Source organism: Longitalea arenae (assembly GCF_016924755.1).
Lineage (GTDB): Bacteria > Bacteroidota > Bacteroidia > Chitinophagales > Chitinophagaceae > Niastella > Niastella arenae.
The window spans coordinates 275,332-297,864 of the sequence record NZ_JAFFJX010000008.1 but is presented as its reverse complement, the minus strand read 5'-3'; the positions used below and the strand labels follow the sequence as shown (position 1 = coordinate 297,864).

The following is a 22,533-nucleotide window of genomic DNA, read 5'->3' as shown; positions in this document are numbered from 1 at the left end:
CATTGATTGCAATGAGAAGAATAGTCCTGATCATATTTCTGGTAGGCGTAGCACAATCATTATGCGCGCAGTATGTTTACACGATCAAAGCTGATAGTGTGAAGATCACTAACACCTGCGATACAGCGGAGTTAATCATTGAGAATCATTCCCAGGATGTGCCAGGCTTTTTATTCAACAAAGGCAGGGGAAGAACAGAGTTCAGAAGAGGATTGCAGAAAAGCAACGATAGTATATACGTAATTGGGGGCGACACATTACGGATGAATGCCTGGTTGCAGGGTGGAAACAGGTTTGGAACAATCGGGAGTATAGGAACCATGGACAATAATCCAATAGATTTTTACTCAAATAGTGCCTTTAGAGGTCGAATTAGCAATAGCGGCAATTTTTTATGGGGTACCACCACCGAAGATGGAAGGTGGAAGATGGAAGTTGAAACTGGAAGTGTGGGCGCGATTAAAGCCATTAACAGGTTTGATGTATGGGCTTTAAGCCCTACGCAATCATCGAGCGTAGTAATCTCAAACGGAAACTTTGGTCCTTATTTAACACTTGGTGTAGCAGGAGGTTATTACGCCTGGTCTCCTATGGCAATTCCTTCAGATGCTGTTATTTCTACAAGACCACAGCACAGACTTATTTTAAGTAGCAAGGTGGTTATCATGCAAAACAATACATTGGTGGGAACGAATGTAGACAATGGTAACAGACTACAAGTTAGTGGTACTACTTATCTCAGTGATACTCTTAAAATGCCCAATATTCTTTCCAAGTCTGATACGGTAAATTATAAGCCTGTTGCAATTGATGCTAATGGAAATGTAGTTAAAATGGCAGGTTGGAATCTTACTCAGTTAAATCGTACCGCTGTAAACGATGCCGGTTACTCGGTGCTATCCTCGGATTACCTGATTGCTTATACCGCATTGACCGCTGCCCGTACAGTAACCTTGCCCAGTGCTTCAGGTATGACGAATAAAGTTCTAATCATAAAAGATGAAAGTGGCGCTGCTGCCACTTACAACATTACAGTAAATGTATCGGCTGGCGGAACAATAGATGGCGCCGCTTCCAAAGTGATCAGTACGAATTACGGGCTTATAGAATTATATAGCAACGGATTGCACTGGTTTACGAAGTAATTTAAAACTTAATAACCTTTTCGTTTGCAAAAGTGGATAGGGACCATATTGCTTATACTGTTAAGCTGGCTAACAACTTTTAGCCAGGTTGATAAGTCTGCCATTACCAAACCGGCTACAACACTTTATTCAGCAGCTAAAAACAAAGCAAACACGTTGAAGGATTCCGTAATTACATCAACCAAACAGGTGTTGCAGCAATCGCCTCTACAACGAGCTGCAGGTACGATGCCGCATCCTGTTGATACGGCCATCCCGAAAAGAGTAATGCCGGCAGAACCAATCGCAGACTCAGAAGACGATGGACCCACCGCCTGGCTTCTGGAGCACCGGGGGTGTAAAACCGTCATCAGAGTGCCCATCTATGCGTATGTATACGTGCCCGTGATGAAAGAACCAGTGCGAATGATGGAACCTGCAAAACCAGCCCGTACGCCTTTCCTGCAGGTGCATGGCAACATTATGTACAATGTGAATTATTACAGTAATATCGATACGCCTTTTAACGAACAGGATATTTACCAGCATACGGTTCAAACTTATCTGGACGTAACTGTCAAAGGACAATATCCGATGCGGGTGTACCTCACCAACCGGTTCACCAACTCTAAACAGTTCCGGAATTTTTCAGATCTCAATTTGAATTATAACAATACCCAGTTCACCCAGAAAATAAAGACGCAGGTGCGGGACAAGTTCCTGGCCTCTTTACCATCCCCAACGGCGCCGGATAGTTTAAAGAATGAATTGGAAGCAACGATCAAAAAATTAAAAATGCTGGATGGATGGATCAAAAATCCCGGCCTGATCCAGAAAATGGTAGAAGCAAGGGAAAAAGCCATGCGCGATTCCCTGGCCCGGCTGGTGAAAAAACCGGATACCACGCTCTCGTTACCAGTTACCGGTTACCAGGTGCCGGTTCCCGGTTTTGAAAAGTTGACCGATACAATACTAAGCAGTTTGGGAGCAGATACCACTGATATTAATATACTATACACAAGGCGAAAGCAACAGGCAGATTCCTTACGTACCCGTGTAATAGCCTTGCAACATATGATCAAAGCGGCCAAAGGAAAGTCGCAGGCAGCAGTAAATAAAGTGTTAAGAGATATTGAACAAGCGAAAAATCCAGCAAGGCTAAAAGAGATCATGCAGGACAATCATATTAGTGATACGGTGCTGCCCAGGGGCTATAAGACTTTAATGGCTATCCGCTCATTTGGTATCGGCAGGAGTGTAGTCAATTATTCAGAGTTGTCTGCCAAAAATATCTCGGTGAATGGGTTCCAGGCAGAGTACAATCCCGATGCGTATTATGCAGTGGCCACGGGTAGTGTTGATTACCGGTTCCGCGATTTTATAGTAAAAGGACCGAAGCAGTCGGGACAATACCTCACGGTGTTGCGCTATGGCCGTGGCTTAAAAGACGGCAATAATATCATCTTCACCTGGTTTGGCGGCCGCCGGCAATTATACAATTCAGGTACTGTAGATTCCCAACAGGTACAAACGCCTTCTTCTGGCCTGATGGGTTTTACGCTGGAAGGTACTTACCGGCTTACTAAAAATATTCTGGTGACGGCGGAAGTGGCCAAATCTTCTTATCCCGTATATGCAAAAGATTCTTCTCACAATAACAGCCTGCCTGCCCAGATGCTGGAGATGAGCAATCGTCATAATGAAGCGTATTCCCTGAAAGCAGATGCTTTTTTTCCTAAAACGGAGACTACGGTGCGTGGCACTTTCAAACGGCTGGGGGCGAATTTTCAGTCATTCAGCACCTTTACCGATGGTTCTGCGCAAACGGCCTGGAGCGCCCATGTGCAGCAGTTGTTCTTCAGGCGGCAACTGACCATGGTCGTGGGCGCCAATACCAATGATTTCAGTAATCCATTCATCGGCAGCCAGTATAAAAGTACTACAGTGTTTAAAAGCATACAGGCCACCTGGCGCAGGAACAGATGGCCGGTGTTGTCGGCCGGTTATTTTCCCAGCAGTCAGATCACGAAACTGGGCGATGGCCAGTACCAGGAAAACCTCTTTTATACACTTACCGGTAATGTTACCCATACTTATAAAATGCGCCAGTTGATGATGAATTCGGCCCTGGTGTACACCCAGTTCTATAACCGTTCTTCCGATTCAGGATTTGTGTACTTCAATACGAAGAACCTGTTGCTGAGTCAGTCTGCTTTCTTTCAACAGCTGACTTTGCAGGCCAATGCGGCTGCAGCCCTTAACCAGGATTACCGGTTATACACGCTGGAAGGAAGAGCCTTGTATAACATTAATAAATACCTGTCTTTGGGTGCAGGTCTGAAATACAATCATCAAACGCAGTTCAATATAGAACAGCTGGGGTACTCTGCAGAAACGACGGTGCAGCTGCCGAAGCTGGGACAAATACAATTTTCAGCCGAGAAAGGATTTATTCCCGGTATGAATAAACAACTCGTGCCAAACAATACAGGCAGGGCAACTTATTTTAAAACATTTTGAACAGGTAATTATGTCTAGAAAATGGATGCTGTTTTGTTTACTGCTGTCCGGTGTAATGGTTACATCACAAGCACAGCTAAGCATGACGCTACAGGTGCCACCGGCAGGCGTACTCATGAAGAACCAGCTATGGAATGTGGTGCTGGTAAATGCCAGTAATTCCAATATGCTGGTAAAGGTGAATCTGGTATTGCTGGATGCGCAGACGAACCAGCCGGTGATCACTGCGGTATCGGCGCCCGTGTCATTGGGCAAAGGCGCCCGGCAATTGCAGGCCAAAGATGTTTCGCCTGTTCAATATACCTATAGTATTCCCGGCGGGAAAATTGATATGGACCCGAATGGTTTGTTGCCTGCAGGCCGTTACCAGGCCTGTTACTCGGTGGTGAGCGCAGATAAAGGCAATATTACCTGGGTGGAAAATTGTATTCCGGTCAACGTAGATCCGCTGAGCCCGCCCTTGCTGAATACGCCTGCCAATGAAGACAAACTCATTACGCCTTATCCGCAATTTACCTGGTTGCCGCCTACGCCATTGGGATTGTTCAATGACCTGGGTTATGCTATTGTAGTGGTAGAGGTTTTGCCCGGGCAGGGAAAAGCCGACGCCATACAGCAGAATGTGCCATTGAACGCCGCGGTATATACGAAAGACCTTTTCTGGAATTACCCGGCATCTACCAGGTCATTGGATACCGGTAAAGTGTATGCCTGGCGGATCGTGGCTATGAATAGCGGGAAAGCGGTGGCGTTAAGTGAGATCTGGACCTTCCGGGTAACGGCCGTTCAACCATCTGCTGCCTCTGTAAAACAAGCCCCTTATGTTGAAGTACAACGCGCCCAGGATGCATCGATCGCCACTGCAGGCAATGTGTTGCGGGTAACGTATAATAATGCAGCCGCCGATACCTCGATAAAATATACCATCACCAGTATTGAAGAACCCGGCAACCCGGTTGTGCAGGAAGGCGAAGTGCCGGTGCAATATGGCCCCAATCAATTACAGGTGCCCATTAAAAAGAATAAAAGGATCGTTAAGAACAGGGTATATCTGTTCCGGTTTACCAGTAGCCGTAATGAAAGCTGGACTGTGAAATTCACTGTGACAAAATAACCAGCGATCATAAAGAACATAGAACCTTAATACGACTTGAATAATTACTGTACCACCATACATACCCCAGTACTATGATATTGAGTTTAGCTTATAGGTATCAGAAACATATAGCCTTGTTCCTGTTGAGCATTTCATTCGTTCAGGTGACGATAGCGGAACGGATGGGATCTTGGAATGCGCCCCGCAGCTCTGGCATTCCTTATACTTATGAAATGCCGGCCGCTGAAGCGGTAAATGTGTTCATGTCTTCGAACAGGCCTGTACGTGAACATGCGCCTGACATTAAAATCGTAAAAGCAAATGGTTCGCCGGGGACCAGGGAAAATAACCAGGGCGTATTCATTGGCGGGCCTTCGCAACCCGAGAGCCAGTCCTTCTCCTCGGTCAACAGCAACAATATGGTAGACCTGTTCACGGGCGACTTCAGCTACAACATTCCGTTGCTGGATGTGGGCGGTTACCCGGTTAATATTGCTTATCACTGTGGAATTACCATGGATGAAGAGGCCAGCTGGGTAGGATTAGGCTGGAACATTAACCCTGGTTCCATTACCCGGAATATGCGCGGTGTGCCGGATGATTTCAATGGCGGGGCCGATACCATGACGAAAGTGTCGTCAATAAAGCCAAATAAGAACTGGGGAGTTACAGTGGGGGCAGATTTTGAATTGTTTGGTCTTTCTGCCTATGCAAAAAACAACCAGATCGTTATAGATACCGTTAGTAAAGGCATAACCGTTGGTGGAAGTTTTGGTATTTTTCATAATACCTATAAAGGCTGGGGCTTTGAACGTTCTTTGAATGCCTCCATAAATGTGGGTAATAAATCAACCGGTACCCTGAGCGGTGGCCTTTCCCTGACGGATAATTCACAGGAAGGTATTACCATACGACCCAGTTTGTCTTACCAGTATACGTTGAATACAAAGAATGAGAATTTTACTGCCGGAGCCGGCATATCGCTGGCTGCTCCCTACAATTCCAGAACCGGTTTAAAGGCGATTCAGCTAGGAATGAATGTAAAGCCAAGGATATACGGGATCAGCAGACGGCTGGAGGCCGGTCTCGACTTTGCCTGGCCAACCTATTCGCCCAGTATCACCATGCCAATGACCAATTCAAACACCAGCGTGACCATTAAAGTAGGATATGAGGCAAAAGGAACCCATCCTACAGGATATATAAGCGGCTATTGGGGGCAGGAGTACATAGCGCCAGCGGATACGGCTGTGTCGATCCCTGTATTCGGTTACCTCAATTACCAGAACCTGGTTGGTAACCGCGATGCCGTAACAGATTTTAACCGCGAAAAAGAAATGATCTACCGCGAAAAACCGGCTATTCCACATATCGCAGTGCCATCTTATACCTATGATGTGTTCTCCATGTCTGGCGAAGGTACCGGTGGCAGTTTCCGGCCTTACCGCGGCGACATAGGATTTATTGCAGATCACCGCAGCCGCACAAAAACAACTACTGGTGCTGCGAGTGTTGATATCGGGTTGGGCGACGCGGTGCATGGCGGGGTGGATCTGAACCGCAACTATTCATATACACAAACCGGGCCCTGGGAATCGGAAAACATTATAGGAAATACGATCAATTTCAAAAACAGCAAAAATCTTTTTGAAGCGGTGTATTTTCGCAATCCCGCGGAAAAAACGATCAATACAACTGCTTTTTATGACGCCATAGGAGGCGATGATGTAGTAGTGCCAGCCCTCGCACAGGACAGCAGGAACAGCCCGTCAATCACTGCCTCAAACACACTTAACAGGTACAGGGGAAAAACCAAAGTAGGCAGCATCGATATCAATGCAGCCAGTGCTGCGCGCAACACCCGCGACAAACGGTCGCAGGTGATCACTTACCTTACGGCGCAGGAAGCAGCCGTTTCCGGGTTGGATAAATACATATATCATCATACGATAAACAAGTTCGGTTCCCGCCATTGTGACGATGTTTCCGTAAGCGATAAATTGGGAAATGGCGTTGGCGTGATCGGATATTATTACCCCAATAGGGAGTTTAAACCTCCCTACTTTAATCCCACACAATTAAACTCTACTATTTACTTCGACTGGGAAAGGTGGACTCCTTACTGGCTGGATAAGAAAGGGTACCCGAAAATTTTGATTGACAAAAATTTTGTGAATGATAATTTCACTGTCCGCTGGCTTGGCAGCCTGAAAGCCCCGGTGACCGGCACCTATGATTTTGGTGTGCGCATGGACGACAGGTGCAGGCTGTGGATGAACGATACACTGTTGTTTGATAACTGGAAGCCAGGTTCCGGCCCCGATTGGATGACGAGAAGGATAAACCTGGTCAAGGACCATTTCTATAAACTTCGCGTAGAATACATAGAACTGGGGGGTAATGGGTATGCACATATGGCATTTGCCTGGAGAAGACCCGATCAGCAAAACCGCCCGTGGGACAAAGACCATAAAGATTCTATTCCGGGAATATACATGTATCCTCCCACCTATGTGGATACTGCTATTGTAGACGAGGTCATTACCCGCGAAGACCGCGTAAATAATTTCCGTAAAAGCAATCACATTTCTGAAATAAATGTGTTGAATGCCGACGGACGGCGATATGTATACGGTATACCGGTCTATAATATTCAACAGAAGGAGGTAAGTTTTTCTGTAACGAAAGACAATCGTCAGAATAACCAGACGGGCATGACCAGTTTTTCTTCTGATGAGAACAGTACGCGTAATACCAGTGGCAAGTCAGGTTATTACAGCCGGCAGGAAACGCCTGCTTATGCACACTCGTTCCTGTTGACGGGCATTTTGTCGCCCGACTATGTAGATGTTACCAGTAATGGTATCAGCGATGATGATATCGGCGATGCGGTAAAATTCAATTATGCCAAAAGCGCCGGTATTGCAAGTCCCTTTGAGTGGCGCGCGCCTTATAACGACAGCGCCAATTACAGCGAAGGGCTGAAGACCTATAACCGCGACGACAAAGCGCATTATATCAGCGGTAAAAAGGAAATGTGGTACCTGCATTCTATTGAATCAAAGACCATGATCGCCACTTTTACCCTGCAACACCGGGAAGACCTGCAGGCCATCAGCGAAAGCGGCGTCAAATTGAACAGTGGAAAAGCCTATAGCCTGAAACAGATAGACCTGTATTCAAAAGCTGACTTTTTAGCCCGCGGTACAAATGCAACTCCGGTAAAAACAGTTCATTTTGAATATAGCTATGAGTTGTGCCGTGGTATAAACAAATTTGGAAATAACCAGGGTAACGATTCAGGTAAACTGACCTTGAAAAAAATATGGTTCACTTATAATGGCAACGAGAAAGGCAAGCTGAATCCGTATGTGTTCTATTACCACAACAACAATCCCCGGTACACAAGCAATGCCAGCGATAAATGGGGAACCTATAAGGATCCGGCGCAAAACCCTGATGCAACAGCAGGCAATCCGCTGACCAATGCCGATTATCCTTATGCAATACAGGACAGCGCCCTGGCTGCCTATAACGCAGCTGCGTGGATGCTGGATTCAATAAAATTACCTTCAGGCGGGCGCATCAAAGTGAAATATGAAAGTGACGATTATGCGTATGTTCAAAACAGGCGGTCGACACAAATGCTGCAACTGGCCGGCTTTGGACAAACCAGTTCCGGCTCGTATAACGATAGATTGTATACAGTGGACGGCGATCTGAGCACACACGATCATTTATTTGCTTATGTAAGGATTCCGGTACCGGTTTCTACAAAAGCAGAATTGTTTGCCCGTTACCTGGAAGGTATGAGCAAATTATACTTCAGGCTATATGTGCAGATGCCGGATAATGATGGGTATGGTTCCGGCTCCGAGTATGTGCCCTGTTATGCGGAGCCCGATGTAGCGGCCGCCAACTGGTATGGATTTACCAACGATCCCAATGTGATCTGGATCAAAATGGCCGGAGTGAATAATGACGGTGATGGCGGCGGATCATTGAGCCCGCTGGCACAGGCCGCTATCAATTATTTACGGTTGAACCTGCCATCAAAAGCATACTACCGGTCAGAGCCTGGTGATGATCTGAACCCCATGGATGCAGTCCGGGTACTGGTGCCATCATTGCCCGACCTGTCGAACATGCTGCTCGGTTATACCAAATCAGCACGGTTCAGGAACCAGGCTGCGCATACTGTTCCTGCCCGTTCATATGTACGGTTGAATTGTGCAACCGGCAAAAAATTAGGCGGCGGCTTACGGGTAAAGACCATCCTGATCTACGATCACTGGAACGCCATGACGCAGAAAAAGGAAACCGTACTTGGACAGAATTATGATTATACAACCACGCAGACCATACATGGAAAAGAAACGCGCGTAAGCAGTGGCGTGGCTGCATGGGAACCGGTGATCGGTGCAGAGGAAAATCCTTTCCATCTGCCCATTGAATACCAGGACCGCGTGTCGATCATGGCGCCTACTGCAGCGCAGTATAGTGAAGAGCCATTGGGTGAAGCATTTTTTCCGGGTGCATCTGTTGGTTACAGTAAAGTACGGGTGAGAAGTATACATACCGATAAAACGCGTTCTGCCAATGGCTATGCTGAAACAAGGTTCTATACAACCTACGATTTCCCCACTACCTGGGACTGGTCGGTGCTGGATAATGACACCAAGAAACGCTATAAACCTTTGCTCAGGAATTTCCTTCGCATAGATGCAAAAAGCTTCCTCAGCATTGCCCAGGGCTTTAAAGTGGAGCTGAATGATATGAATGGAAAACTGCGTTCTGAAGCAAGTTATGCTGAGAATGATGCTAAAAACCCTGTTTCGCATGCAGAATATTTCTATCATGTTGAAAACGGCGATGTAACGTTTAAACAATTGAAGAACCTGGTTACCACCATCGATCCGTACGGGAATGTTGATACTGCAGCGACGATTGGAAAGGATGTGGAATTGATGGCCGATATGCGTGACCAGACATCTGTGTCCATCGGCGCCAACGTAAATGTGAACAGCGACTTTTTTACCGTGGGATCATTCCCGGCCCTTATACCATCACTCATACCGCTGTTCCAGAAAGAGACCAACCAGTTCAGGTCAGCGGCTATGACAAAAGTGATCCGCCGCTATGGGATCATTGATAGTGTAGTGGTGATAGATAAAGGAAGCAGGATCTCAACGAAAAATATCCTGTATGACGCAGAAACCGGTGATCCGTTGCTGACAAGAACACAAAATGAGTTCAATGATCCGGTGTACAATTTCAATTACCCGGCACATTGGGTGTATAAAGGCGTGGGACCCGCTTACCAGAATATCGGTGCTATTCTTGAACACCTGGAAGTAAAAAATGGTAAGATCACTGACGGATTGAATGGTTTGGATACCTTGTATCTGACAGCCGGCGATGAACTGCTGGTGTACAGCAAGGAAACTATAAATGCAACAGGCTGTTCTACCAGTTCCTATGCGTTTTTCCCGGATAGTTATAAATTATGGGTGATAGATTCCAATGCAGTTAACGGAGGTCCACAGCAACTGTTCCTCGTAGATAAAAATGGAACCCCCTTCTCCGGAAATGATATAACATTGAAGGTAACCCGCTCGGGTCACCGCAATATGAACGGTTCAGTAGGTACGGTAACATCGTTACGCAGCCCGTTGGTACGGGGTGGCGATGGAAAATATCACCTGGTGTTTGATACGGCTACAAAAGTGGTAAATGCTGCAGCCAGTGAGCTGGCGCAATACTGGAAAGTAGCTGATAAAAGAAAAATGGATGTGCTGAAAGATTGTGTTCCCACGTCCAATGATAGTGCGCGGTTTGCCAATGAAGCCTGCTCATGCATGAAACCCTTCTTTGATCATCTGATACAGAGCAATCAGTTGTTTGTAAGAGGCTTTTTGCAGCGTAAAACCATAAGCCAGTTGGTGAGTGAGATCAATACGCCGGGGTTTAATGTAAACAACTGTCCCATATTGAAGGAGAACCTGAACAGCTACTTCCGGCCCGTGTCTGCTGATCCTAATGGTGAAGTTTATACCTGCCGTATTGGAAATATCGAGATCAACCTGCTTCGCCGCAATCCTTCCAGCATGTCATTTTATGATTTAACGACGAGCACATGTACATCGGAAGGGGTTATTTATAAAAGTCCGAATGTGGTGATCCCCGAACCCGATACCGTTACGGTTCGGATAGCGCCTGATTTTTCGGCAAGCATGTTGTCGACGCAGAACTGTCCCACATTCAGGGATTCGCTTACCCTGATCGATTCAACGTCAGACAGGTTGTTAGTGGAGACCAACCTCAACCTGGGCGGCGCTGAACGCAATGCCATTTCAATATTGCGTTTTAACAATGTAAGCCAGATCCCTGCCAGGGCCGACATTCTATCAGCCCGGCTCATTTTGCAGGCCGATCAGCGCGGTCACCACTCCACTTATTGGCCCGATGCCAACTCCATGAATTTGGTTGATAGCCTGAGTGTGTCCTTGTCTGCATCAGGATGGTTCCCCCGCGTGCCGCTGGAATCGTTGCACGAACAGTTGACCACCAGTCCCTGGCACAGAGAGGTGAGGAGAACAGTACCATTCCAGAATGACACCATCGATGTGAAAGAATATGTGGATGGCTATCGAAATAGAGATTATACCTCCGCGTCGTTTATCCTGGCGCAGGGCACTAAAGATTTTCATACAAATGTTTCCGGTTACGGTGCAGGATATGAGGGAGCGCCCGGTTATATGCAAAGTGGTTATGGAAATTATTATTCAACCATTTATTCGCAGCGATATGCCGATGCGGCAAAGTGGCCGGTAATGGAAGTGACCTACGTAGTGTATCCGCCATTCCCTGATACCATGGGCGCGGTGCTGCGCTATAATTCTACCTTGCAATGTACTGATATCAGCAGCGGCTTATGTTACAGTGCCATTACAGATACCACGATAAACCCCTATCAGTACGGCATCCTGGGTAACTATCGTCCTTTGCGCAGTTATGTGTATTATGGCCGCCGGATGGAATCGGATCCCATGCAGCCCATCAATACCCGTAAAAATGGTGTTATAAAAGATTTCGCACCATTCTGGATCCTACAGGGTAAAAACTGGGTGCCTTCTTACGATACCACCCGCTGGGTATGGAATGCACAAACCACCTTATTCAACCGAAAAGGTTTTGAGTTGGAAAATAAAGACCCGCTCGGCCGTTATAACGCCGGTATCTATGGCTATGGTTTAACGCTGCCGGTAGCCGTGCTGCAGAACAGTCATTTCCAGGAAGGTGCTTATGAAGGATTTGAAGATTATGGCTTTGAAACAAACAACTGTGACAATGCCTGTCCGGTTGCCAGGTCCTTTGATTGGTCATCTCATCAGGACGATTTCACCAAAGTACAATCGCATTCGGGTTTATATAGTCTGAAGGTAGACAAAGATAGCCTCACAAGTATAAGCGCCGAGATACTGCCTGCTGCTGATGCCGTGATCCCAACGCTGGCGTCATCAGTGAAATCAGGCCCCTGCGGCAACCAGCTGAAGGGCATGCTGGCCTCAAAAAGTACAGTGCTGCCAAACTTTGCACCAATAGCCGGTAAAAAGGTGATCGTTGGGGGATGGGTGAAAGAAGATAACAGCTGCCAGTGTAAAACTTACACCCGCAATCACATTTTGGTTGGCTTTACGGTAGGCGGAACCGTGAATACCATTCAGTTAAGCCCATCCGGTAACCTGGTAGAAGGATGGCAACGGTATGAGGCCGTGGTGGAGATCCCGGCCAATGCTACAAAAATGACGCTGACCTTACAGGCATCGGATTCAGCTACTACTTATTTCGACGACATCCGCATTCATCCTTTCAATGCACAAATGAAATCGTTTGTATACAATGCGGTGAACCTGCGGTTAATGGCAGAGCTGGATGAGAACAACTATGCTACTTTCTATGAATACGACGATGATGGTACGCTGGTTCGGGTGAAAAAGGAAACAGAGCGAGGGGTGCAAACAGTTAAGGAAAGCAGAAGTGCGCTGATTAAAGAAGAACAATAGACAACAGGCAATTGACAATCGACAATGGGCAATAGTATTAACTGAGTAATATAACTTATTATATGAAGAAATTTTGTGTGTTATTAATGACAGGGGTTTTCCTATTGGCAGTTAGATGGGCAGGAGCTGCACCAGTGGCAGAAGACCTGTCAGGTGCACAAAAACCTGTTGAAAGTGCTGGAAAGCTCAGTGCACCTGAAAGGTCTTCCTTTTCGGGAGATACCACCAGTGCAATAAAACAGTTTATGCAGCGGGTGCAGCAGGCATACAGGTCGGCGTCGTACCTGAGCTTTCATGTGCATTACCGGTATGCCAATCAGAACCAACCTGATAATTATATCGATACCATGTCAGGCGAGGTGGCTATGGATAGGAACCGTATGCGGTATTTGATCGGGGATATAGAAACGGTCACCAACGATAAGTATACTATACAGGTGATAAAAGATCAAAAACTGATCTATCTCTCTGTGCCACACTCTGTCCAATTGCCCGATCCGGTGGCTATGCTCGATACGGTGCTGACCCGTTTGGATGGAATACGTACGCAGATTACCCGTAATAAAGGCATTGCCACCTTGCAAATGAATTTTCCACCCGGGCATACCTATAAGAACATCACTATGTCAGTGAATGAAGCAACAGGCTATTTTCAAAAAATAGTATATGAATTATATACCGAAGGATTGGTGGAGAAAGATCAGTTGATGCAACCCGGTAATCATGGAACTTATCAGACCGAAGGACGTATAGAGATCGTGTTTAGTGATTATCGGCAGGGACAGTTCACCGATAAGTTGTTTAACGAAGAGCGGTATTTTACCCGGCTGGGCCAGGGAAAATATGAACCATCGGAAAAGTACAGGGATTACCAGTTATTCCTGGCATCTCCAAAATTATAAGCTTAATCAGAGACCTTAACCATATAGAAGCTTTTTCAGGCATTGTAACACTGAGAAGGTATAAAATAAGATTAACATGCAGACCCATTTCCTTAAACGTTATTTACTACTGATCGGCTTTATTTGTAGTATAGCTGTAGCCCGTGCCGGCGATGGCGGAGGCGTGGTGGCCCGAACTGTTCTGGATGGTAGTAAAAACCAGGTACATGCAGATTCTTCACGTACCGTAGAAGATTCCGCTTTTTTCAATGCTGCTGCCATTGGCGTTGATACCGGTTATTCGGTCCAGAATGTGATCACGTTTAAAATAAATGAAGCTTCCAGAGTATACCTGCGAACGGCGTTCACCGTTACCGCACACCTGCGGATCATTTATAGCAATGGGTCTGCTATAGATTCGATCGACAGGCCATTTACCATCAACTACGACTCGGCTAACAGTTACAATGCCCGCAACAGTTTTGTGTTTTATGGCGGCCGGAGAGTGACGGTAAAGGTGTTGTCGATAGATTCCAACGGCGCTACCTGGAATGTATCATCGGCACTGATGATTGAAAACCAGTTGACCGCCAAACCCAAATACGTTTTCACCTGCACCAATACGGTAACAAATATTACAGTATCACCTTCGCCGGATCCCAAAGCCGATGAACTGCCGGTAAGCTGGACAGCCGTGCGGGGCGCCGATCAATACGACCTGGAATGGACCTACATCGATGCTTCAGCGCTGGCGTTGGGCCGGTACAAGACCAACGGGGTGGCTGACCCGGCATTGATCTTTTATCATAATGCCACGCGCGTAAGCACCACGGGCAATACCTATAACATTCCATTGATGTATGATAACGATGGAACATTATTCATAAGGGTACGACCCGTGCAGCTTGGTAAAGCTAACTCGGTGTTGGCTGCCATCTGGAGCTCGGAAGCATCGCCTTCAGTAATGGGGCAGTATATATTTACTGGTCATGAACGGCCGTTGAACTGGCAATCAAGCATCAGTTTTGCGGAAGAAGGCAAAAGAAAAGTGGTGGTTCAGTATTATGACGGGGGGCTTCGAGGCCGCCAGACCGTGACCAAGGACAATACCAATAACAATGTAATTGTTGCAGAGACTTTTTATGATTACCAGGGCCGGCCGGCCATCCAGGTGATGCCGACGCCTTCGTTGAGTAATGTGATCCGGTATGCTGCCGGTTTTAATGTAAGTATCAATAATGCAGAGTACAGCCAAAGTAATTATGATACGCTGATCAGCCCTGATCTGTATTGTAACACGCATGCCGATGCGATGGGCTCAGGCTCAGGGGCCAGCCAGTACTTTTCCCCCAACAACCTGAAGAAAACGGCCGGGATGAACCAGTTCATTCCCGATGCGCAAGGTTATCCCTTTACCGAAACGGAATATACACCTGATAATACGGGCCGCATCAGCCGGCAAAGTGGCGTAGGGCCTGACCACCAGTTGGGCAGTGGTCATGAAACAAAATATTATTATGGCACGCCCGATCAGAAGGAACTGGATGGCCTGTTTGGTACGGATGTAGGAGATGCCTCGCACTACTTTAAGAATATGGTGCGGGATGCCAACGGACAGTTCAGCATCAGTTATGTAGATATGCATGGCCGCACCATTGCCTCCGGCCTGGCCGGAGAGGCGCCGACGGGTATAGCGCCATTGGCGTCGAACGGCAGCCGCCAGGTGACGGAGAACCTGGTCGATTCTGCTGGTAGGTTCATTCAGAACTGGGACCTGCTGAGCCAGAAATCGCTGGTAGTATCCAAACCGGGGGAGCACACCTTTAGATATAAGCTCGATCCAGCCTCTTTAATAGAGCAGAACTGTGATAAACAAAATATTTGTTATACCTGTTTATACGATCTTCAGGTAACGATCACCGACAATTGCAATAACCAGCTCTTGCCCGGTAAAAAGGCATTTGATACGGTGCTGCGTAATTTTTCCCTGGGTGCTATTACGCCTGCATGCAGCAGCCCCTCACCGGTGGATCTGAAGTTTACCCTGTATTTGCCTGCAGGCAGTTACCAGGTAACCAAACGGCTTACAGTGAACCGGGATGCCTTTAATTACTACCGCGATAGCGTGTACATGCCCAATAATACCTGCCGGTCACTGCAGGATTTTATCACGGAGCAACGTACATTGATTGCAGCGCAGAACGCTAACTGTGAGCCCACCTGTGATGGCTGCCGGGCCAGTGTAGGCACGCTGGAGCAGTACCGCACAAAATTTATTACGCAAACCGGTATAGCGCCGGAAGACGTGGCAGGTTATGAAACGCAAATAGCACTGGCTTATAAAAGCGCCATCGAAGCCTGTAATGAACTTTGTGGTGATAGTTCTTCCACCGATAATGATGTTCGGGCTGCGATGTTGCAGGACCTGACGCCGCCCTACGGCCAGTATGCCGATACGACCAAAGAGAACGGCGAAGATATTTATTCGATCTTTTATATAGATCCGAAGAAAGAATTTACCTATGATCCGGTATTCAAACTCGAAGCTGTGGTGTACCGTGATGCCAATGGGCAACCTGACAAGGTCTACAACCTGCAGACGAATTTGATGGTAGAACCGAACGCACTGACGAAGCTGGAGTTTACGCAGAACTTCCGCACGAGCTGGGCCGAAGCGTTGTTGCCTTATCACCCGGAGTATTGCAAGCTGAAGGTGCTGGAGTCGTTAAAGGCCAGCAATGTGTGGGACCGCCGGATGGAGAAGGTCGACAACTACCATGATGCCATTGATTCAGGTTACCTGAACCCTACAGGCATACAAAGCTTGAGCGGTAAGTATCCGATCAATACCAGTAACCTGGATCCGTTTATAACTTTACGTCCCGATAAAAAAGCGGAGCTGGAGACAAGACTGAATCAGTACCTGCAGTTGAAGAACGGCCCGATGGTAAATATGTGGAGTATGGCCAATGCGATCGTGAAGTGTGATTCAGGTAATACGGCCTGCGTGAGTTATTACCACAATAACGGCAATCAGTCACGCAATTTTGATCCTTCCTGGTGCGACGGTGATCTTGACCAGGCCTGGCAAACCTTCCGTCAGTTGTATCTGGCGGCGAAACAGGACATCATCAACAAACTGGTGAACAATCCCACGGGCTGTACGCCGCTCAATCAAGCCTTTAAAAATAAGATCCCGACGCGTAAGGAGCTCATTGATAAAGGCCATCAGCCGCAGTTTACAGAAGATACCAAACAGGCTGCCAGCGATGAAGGGCTTGATTATATGAATGATCCTGATAAGGTGAACGAGGCCAAGGCCGGCGGCCAGCAGGAGCTGAATAAAATGTTTGATGAGCACTGTACGGCGCTCGTAGAACAATGGCGCGCGCAATTGTCAGGCTGTTATAATGAAGGTGCTTTAAATACGATCCTGCCCTTGTTAAAGGGGCTGTGCCGCACGGCTTGCGATCTGGAGCATTTATTTGGCGCCAGTACCCTGCCTGCCGGAAGAGATTATCAGGGCTATCACAGCTTTAAAGAGATTTTAGACAACTATAACAATACGCATGGCATAACCAATAATGTAGATTGTAATGCAGAGTTGATCACGATGCCTGGTCCCTATGACAAACAACCGGTATATTATAACAAACCGGTCTTTACCAAACCGGCGGAATGTGAGTGTAAACTGATCAATGATCATTATATCCGTTATACAGTAGGCAAAAGACGGGGCAGTGGCGATGGCAGTTTTGCGGCTTATATTAAAAGAACGCAAGGGGTAACCATGACCGACAGTGATCTTGAGATTTTGCGCAATGTGTGTAACACCCTTACTGTTCCCACGGAAGCGGGTATAGCCTGTACGTTCCTGAAAACGCCCATTTACCTGCCACCGGCCCTGCAATGTAATGCCGGGGAAGTATGTACCTCTTGCACCGTAGTGCAGGAGTTGTATCAAGGCTTTAAACAGGCGTATCCCAACGATACACCGCGTATAGCAGAAGCAGATGATACCTTGCAGATCAAGCGCAATACGCTTTTCCAGAACTATATGAATAACCGGTTGGGTTATTCCCTGCAAAGTTGGGAGTACCTGCAGTTTATGAAACAGTGTGCCGACTCAGCCGGGTTGATCCGCAATGTTACCGAATGTGTTGACCAGCGGATTGGAGGATTTTTCCTGGCGGCCGCTTCTGGTAAACTGGAAGATGTGCAGGCTACGCCTGATTTTGGTTATATCATGGCCGGTAAAACGGGTTCGAATGCGGTGCTGATAAAAACGGACAGCGTTGGCGCCATTCAATGGTCGAAACAATATGAAGGCAGCAGTGATGATTACTTTAAGCGGGTACGGCGTACTTCAGATAATGGTTACATCGCCATTGGTACAACAAAATCGGGACATTATTCCAGCGGCGCCATACTGGTTGTTAAGACTGATGCAAGCGGTGCGGTCCTGTGGGAAAAAACGATCGGGTTTGGAACGCCGTTGGGTGAGCGAGGTTATGATATCATCCAGACTACCGATGGAGGCTACGCTGCACTGGGCTTATATAACCAACACACTGGTTTTGGCGAGTTTGTACTCACCAGTTTGCAAAGCAATGGTACGATCAACTGGACACACCGTTTTGGCACCAGCCGCTTGCAGAATAATAGTTATGCCTGTTATAACCCGGGCGCAGATACCGTGGATTATGATGGTTCTCCGTCTTACGGCCTGTTGCAGGATGCCGATACGCTGCTGGTGACCGGCGCCGCTTATGACCGCAATGTAAGTGATCGCTATTTTGGCGTTGTGCACCGCATCGATAAACACGATGGCAGTCTGCTATGCTCCTGGCATTATGCCGATAGCACCAGTGATACCAAGAGTGTTTGGTTCCGCGATATTTATGCCACAGCCAATGGCTATTTAATTATGGCCAATAATGCCGAAAAACTGGGCACCACCAATCAGCAGGTGTCGGTGGTTAAGCTAACGAAGAGTGGCGAAGTAACGTCATACAAACGCTTCAATGTACCAGCGGGTAGCAATAAGATGGTAACCTCGGCCGTGTTCCCTACTACCGATGGAGGTTATATGATTGCACAAACGGGCAATAACAGCCAGCATATTATCTGGCAACGGATGGATGCCGCTGGAACTTTGATGTGGTCGGCAGAAACGGCATTACCGGGCAAACAAACCGTTGGCCGCCTAATACAAAAGAGCGATAGCAGTTTTGCGCTGGTGGGCGATAACAATAACCAGATGGTGATGCTGGTGATAAAACCCAATTTCGGTTGTTATGATAATACAGTTGAGTTGGGTAGTACTGATCCTATCTTGGGCCGCATCAATTGGGCGCCTGTGGCCAGTGAGTTTGTAACGCCTGCAAACACCGAAATTAGTTTAACGCCAATGGCGGTGTTAGCCAAAGACTCGAGCCTGACCTGCCCGGGCAGCGGCAATTGTTACGAATTGTATGATGGGCCGAGGTTGTGTGGTAAATCACAGCCTGTACTGCCGCCCTTCAGAGATGAATACATAGGCGCCTGTTCAGATAGTACTTTCTTTGCAATCAGTAAAGGAACGGAATTACACAAAGTATATACCGATTCACTGACGGGGGCGTTTGAGCGGAACTATATTGAAGAATGTTTGCAGGCTTACCGCTATGAGTCGTTTACGGTTACCTATACCAAGAATGAATATCATTATACATTATATTATTATGATCAGGCGGGTAATCTGATCCGTACTGTACCACCAGCAGGTGTGCATCCTATAACTGATTCGCTGGAATTGGTGCAGGTGAAGGCTGCCAGGGCTGCTGGAACGGAAAAACTGCCGGGACATACGTTGTATACCGATTACCGGTACAATACCCTGAACCAGGTAGTGGCGCAGCATTCACCCGATGGAGGAACAAGCGCCTTCTGGTACGACCGGTTGGGAAGATTAAGTGTGTCGCAGAATGCTAAACAGCAGGACAGCGCACAATACAGCTATACAAAATATGATCTCATAGGCCGGATCACAGAAGTTGGACAGTTAACCAGCAGCACAGCCATGGCCGATGTTACCAGCAGAAGCCAGGGCGCCCTGGAAGCCTGGTTGACAAGCGCAGCGCCCACCGCAGAGCAGATCACTAAAACTACCTATGATATTGAATATCCGGGTGTGGACCCCGTGTTGAAGACAAGGAACCTGCGCAACCGCGTGTCATGGACTGCTTTGTACAATAAGGCTAATGAACTAGGCAGTTTTAACTTCGCTGCCGCCAGCTTTTACACATATGATATCCTTGGTAATGTAGATACCTTGTTGCAGTATTATAAGCAAGGCGTTCTATATGATAACAAGATTGGTGTAAAGAAAATTGCTTATGACTATGACCTGGTAAGCGGTAAAGTGAACCAGGTAAGTTATCAGCCCGGCCAGCCAGATGCGTTTTATCATAAATACATATACGATGCTGAGAACCGGATAACGAATGTGCTTACGAGTACAGATAGTATCAACTGGGATAATGACGCCTTCTATGAGTATTATGATCATGGCCCGCTGGCACGTACCGTATTGGGCGAGCAACAGGTGCAGGGCGTAAACTATGCGTACAACCTTCAGGGCTGGTTAAAGTCGATCAATCCGGATGTGCATGTTGGCGCAGGTTACACATTAAAACCCGATGGCAGTACAGGCAGTGTGGTTGGAAAAACCGCCTACAATGTGATGCTCAATTATTATAATGGAGATTATAAAGCCATCAGCGGCGCTACGCCAATGGATGCAGGTGTAGGTGCGGTGCTGGGAGGCGCTTATAGACCGCTGTACAATGGAAACATCAGCAGTATGGCGGTGAACATCGAGAAACTGGGTAATCCGCTTTTGTACAATTATCAGTACGATCAGCTTAATAGGATCGTAGCTATGGATGCCTGGAAAAAGACAGGTAATACATGGGGAGATCTGACGCATCAAAGTGACTTCCAGGAGCGGGTGAGTTATGATGCCAATGGGAATATCCTGGCTTATAAACGTAATGGCAATACGACAGGCGGCAAGCCAATGGATATGGACAAACTGGCTTACGGTTATAAACCAGGTACCAATCAACTGGACTACGTTTACGATACAGTGCCTGCTGGTAACTACGATGTTGATATAGATGCGCAGGCTGCCGGAAACTATGTATATGACTCTATCGGGAACCTGGTTAAAGATAATGCGGAAGGGATCACCAGCATTAGTTGGACAGTGTATGGAAAAATAAGCCGCATTGTCAAAGGAGATAGTGTTGATATAAGATATGTTTATGATGCCGGTGGAAACCGGATCGGCAAAACGGTTATAAGATCAGGATCAACAGATACGGCGCGGACATGGTATGTAAGAGATGCCCAGGGTAATGTAATGAGTGTGTATGAGTCGGGTAAACCTGCAGTGAATAATGGCCATTTAACACAGTCTGAATTGCATTTGTATGGAAGTAGCCGGATAGGCTTGTTCAGACGTAAATTGGATATGGGTTATCAGCCGGAGCCTGGCGCTGATTCATCGAAAATAACGATGCCATTACTCGGTACGGGCGATAGTCTTACCTTTGTGCGGGGTAACAAGCTCTTTGAACTTGGCAATCATTTAGGGAACATACTCGTGACTGTGAATGATAAGAAACTTGGGGTTTCTTCTAATAACAGCATCGTAGATTATTTCAATCCACAGGTCATAAGTGCGCAGGACTATTATCCCTTTGGAATGCTGCAGCCAGGAAGGAGTTATAATGCCGGCGGGTATAGGTATGGGTTTAATGGCAAGGAGAATGATAATGAGGTGAAGGGAGTGGGAGAGCAGCAGGATTATGGGATGCGGTTTTATGATCCGCGGTTAGGGAAGTTTTTGAGTGTGGATCCGTTGACTAAAGATTATCCATGGTATACTCCATTTCAATTTGCTGGAAATAAACCTATTTATGCATTGGATTTGGATGGAAACGAGGAGTTGCCTTATATAGAAAAAAACGAGTCGAAATCTACCGTTGACCGTCTCGGTAATGCACCATATAACGCATTGGTTGGTACTTATAATGGCATTGCTTCAACATGGAATACAGGTGTAAAATATGTAAAGACTTTTGGTCGTCAAGGCGCTTCCGGAGTAATAAATCAACTTAATGAGGAAGTAGGTGATACTTTTGACGATGCAATTAAGGGATTCAAAAGTATCTCGTGGTCAGATTGGAAAAACCCTGACAATTATTGGAGTGCTTTTGAAAATTTTGGCGGATTTTTACTTACCCGAAAAGTATTTCAGGGACCTAAAAGCACAGTTTTAAAAACGGAACAAAAAGCGGCTGCTGCTGCGAAAACAGCCGAAAGGTCAACTACAGCGAATTCCGGAGCGACAACCTCAGGTGTAACAAAAAAAGGTGCAACCGCAAATACTGCAAATACTAAGATATATTGGCGCGTTCAAGGTGGAACTGGAACTGCAGCTAGTCAAGGCCGGGTTATGATAGATGATGCAGGTAACGTAACTTTCAATACGGGAACATTAAATGTTAGTACAAATGGATGGGACCATGCTTTGTATTTCCAAAAATACCGTCGTCCCGGTTCTTCCGTAATTAGTTTTGAAGTTCCAACCTGGTTTGACGATATGATACAGGAATATGCAATAAAACAAAAAGGATATAAAAGCAACCCAAATAATCAAAAAATGTTGGCGCCAAAGGTTGTGGATCCAAGACAACCAGGTTATTCTTTGGAATTACCCCCTGTATGGTCACAGTGGTTAAATGAGGTTGTTGTTCCTGGCTCTGGAAAGACATTTGATTTTAATAAATAAAACAGTT

The 22,533-nt window shown here is 46.7% G+C and carries 6 protein-coding genes; all 6 read left to right on the top strand.

The features are described 5' to 3' along the window. The first annotated feature begins 11 nt into the window (after positions 1-11). On the top strand, positions 12-1,145 hold the full coding sequence (locus JT717_RS17555; RefSeq protein WP_205511905.1) for a hypothetical protein: 1,134 nt from the start codon (positions 12-14) through the stop codon (positions 1,143-1,145). A 24-nt stretch (positions 1,146-1,169) separates the two neighbouring features. Then, entirely contained in the window at positions 1,170-3,644 is a 2,475-nt protein-coding gene (locus JT717_RS17550) for a hypothetical protein (RefSeq protein ID WP_205511902.1), read from the top strand. A gap of 55 nt (positions 3,645-3,699) precedes the next feature. Beyond that, positions 3,700-4,758, top strand: coding sequence for a hypothetical protein (locus JT717_RS17545; RefSeq protein ID WP_205511899.1), 1,059 nt, complete (start codon positions 3,700-3,702; stop codon positions 4,756-4,758). 74 nt (positions 4,759-4,832) lie between these two features. Then, positions 4,833-12,806, top strand: coding sequence for a PA14 domain-containing protein (locus JT717_RS17540; RefSeq protein WP_205511896.1), 7,974 nt, complete (start codon positions 4,833-4,835; stop codon positions 12,804-12,806). A gap of 62 nt (positions 12,807-12,868) precedes the next feature. Beyond that, the gene (locus tag JT717_RS17535) at positions 12,869-13,708 is read left to right on the top strand and encodes a LolA3 family protein (protein ID WP_205511893.1); all 840 of its coding nucleotides are present in this window, start codon (positions 12,869-12,871) and stop codon (positions 13,706-13,708) included. Positions 13,709-13,784: 76 nt separating this feature from the next. After that, positions 13,785-22,526, top strand: a complete 8,742-nt coding sequence (locus JT717_RS17530) for an RHS repeat-associated core domain-containing protein (RefSeq protein ID WP_205511891.1) — start codon at positions 13,785-13,787, stop codon at positions 22,524-22,526. The last annotated feature ends 7 nt before the right edge of the window (positions 22,527-22,533 follow it).

Excerpts from the sequence above, each read along its gene's own strand:
- JT717_RS17555 (WP_205511905.1), top strand. The coding sequence starts at position 12 with ATGAGAAGAATAGTCCTGATCATATTTCTGGTAGGCGTAGCACAATCA.
- JT717_RS17545 (WP_205511899.1), top strand. The coding sequence starts at position 3,700 with ATGGTTACATCACAAGCACAGCTAAGCATGACGCTACAGGTGCCACCG.
- JT717_RS17540 (WP_205511896.1), top strand. The coding sequence starts at position 4,833 with ATGATATTGAGTTTAGCTTATAGGTATCAGAAACATATAGCCTTGTTC.
- JT717_RS17535 (WP_205511893.1), top strand. The coding sequence starts at position 12,869 with ATGAAGAAATTTTGTGTGTTATTAATGACAGGGGTTTTCCTATTGGCA.
- JT717_RS17530 (WP_205511891.1), top strand. The coding sequence starts at position 13,785 with ATGCAGACCCATTTCCTTAAACGTTATTTACTACTGATCGGCTTTATT.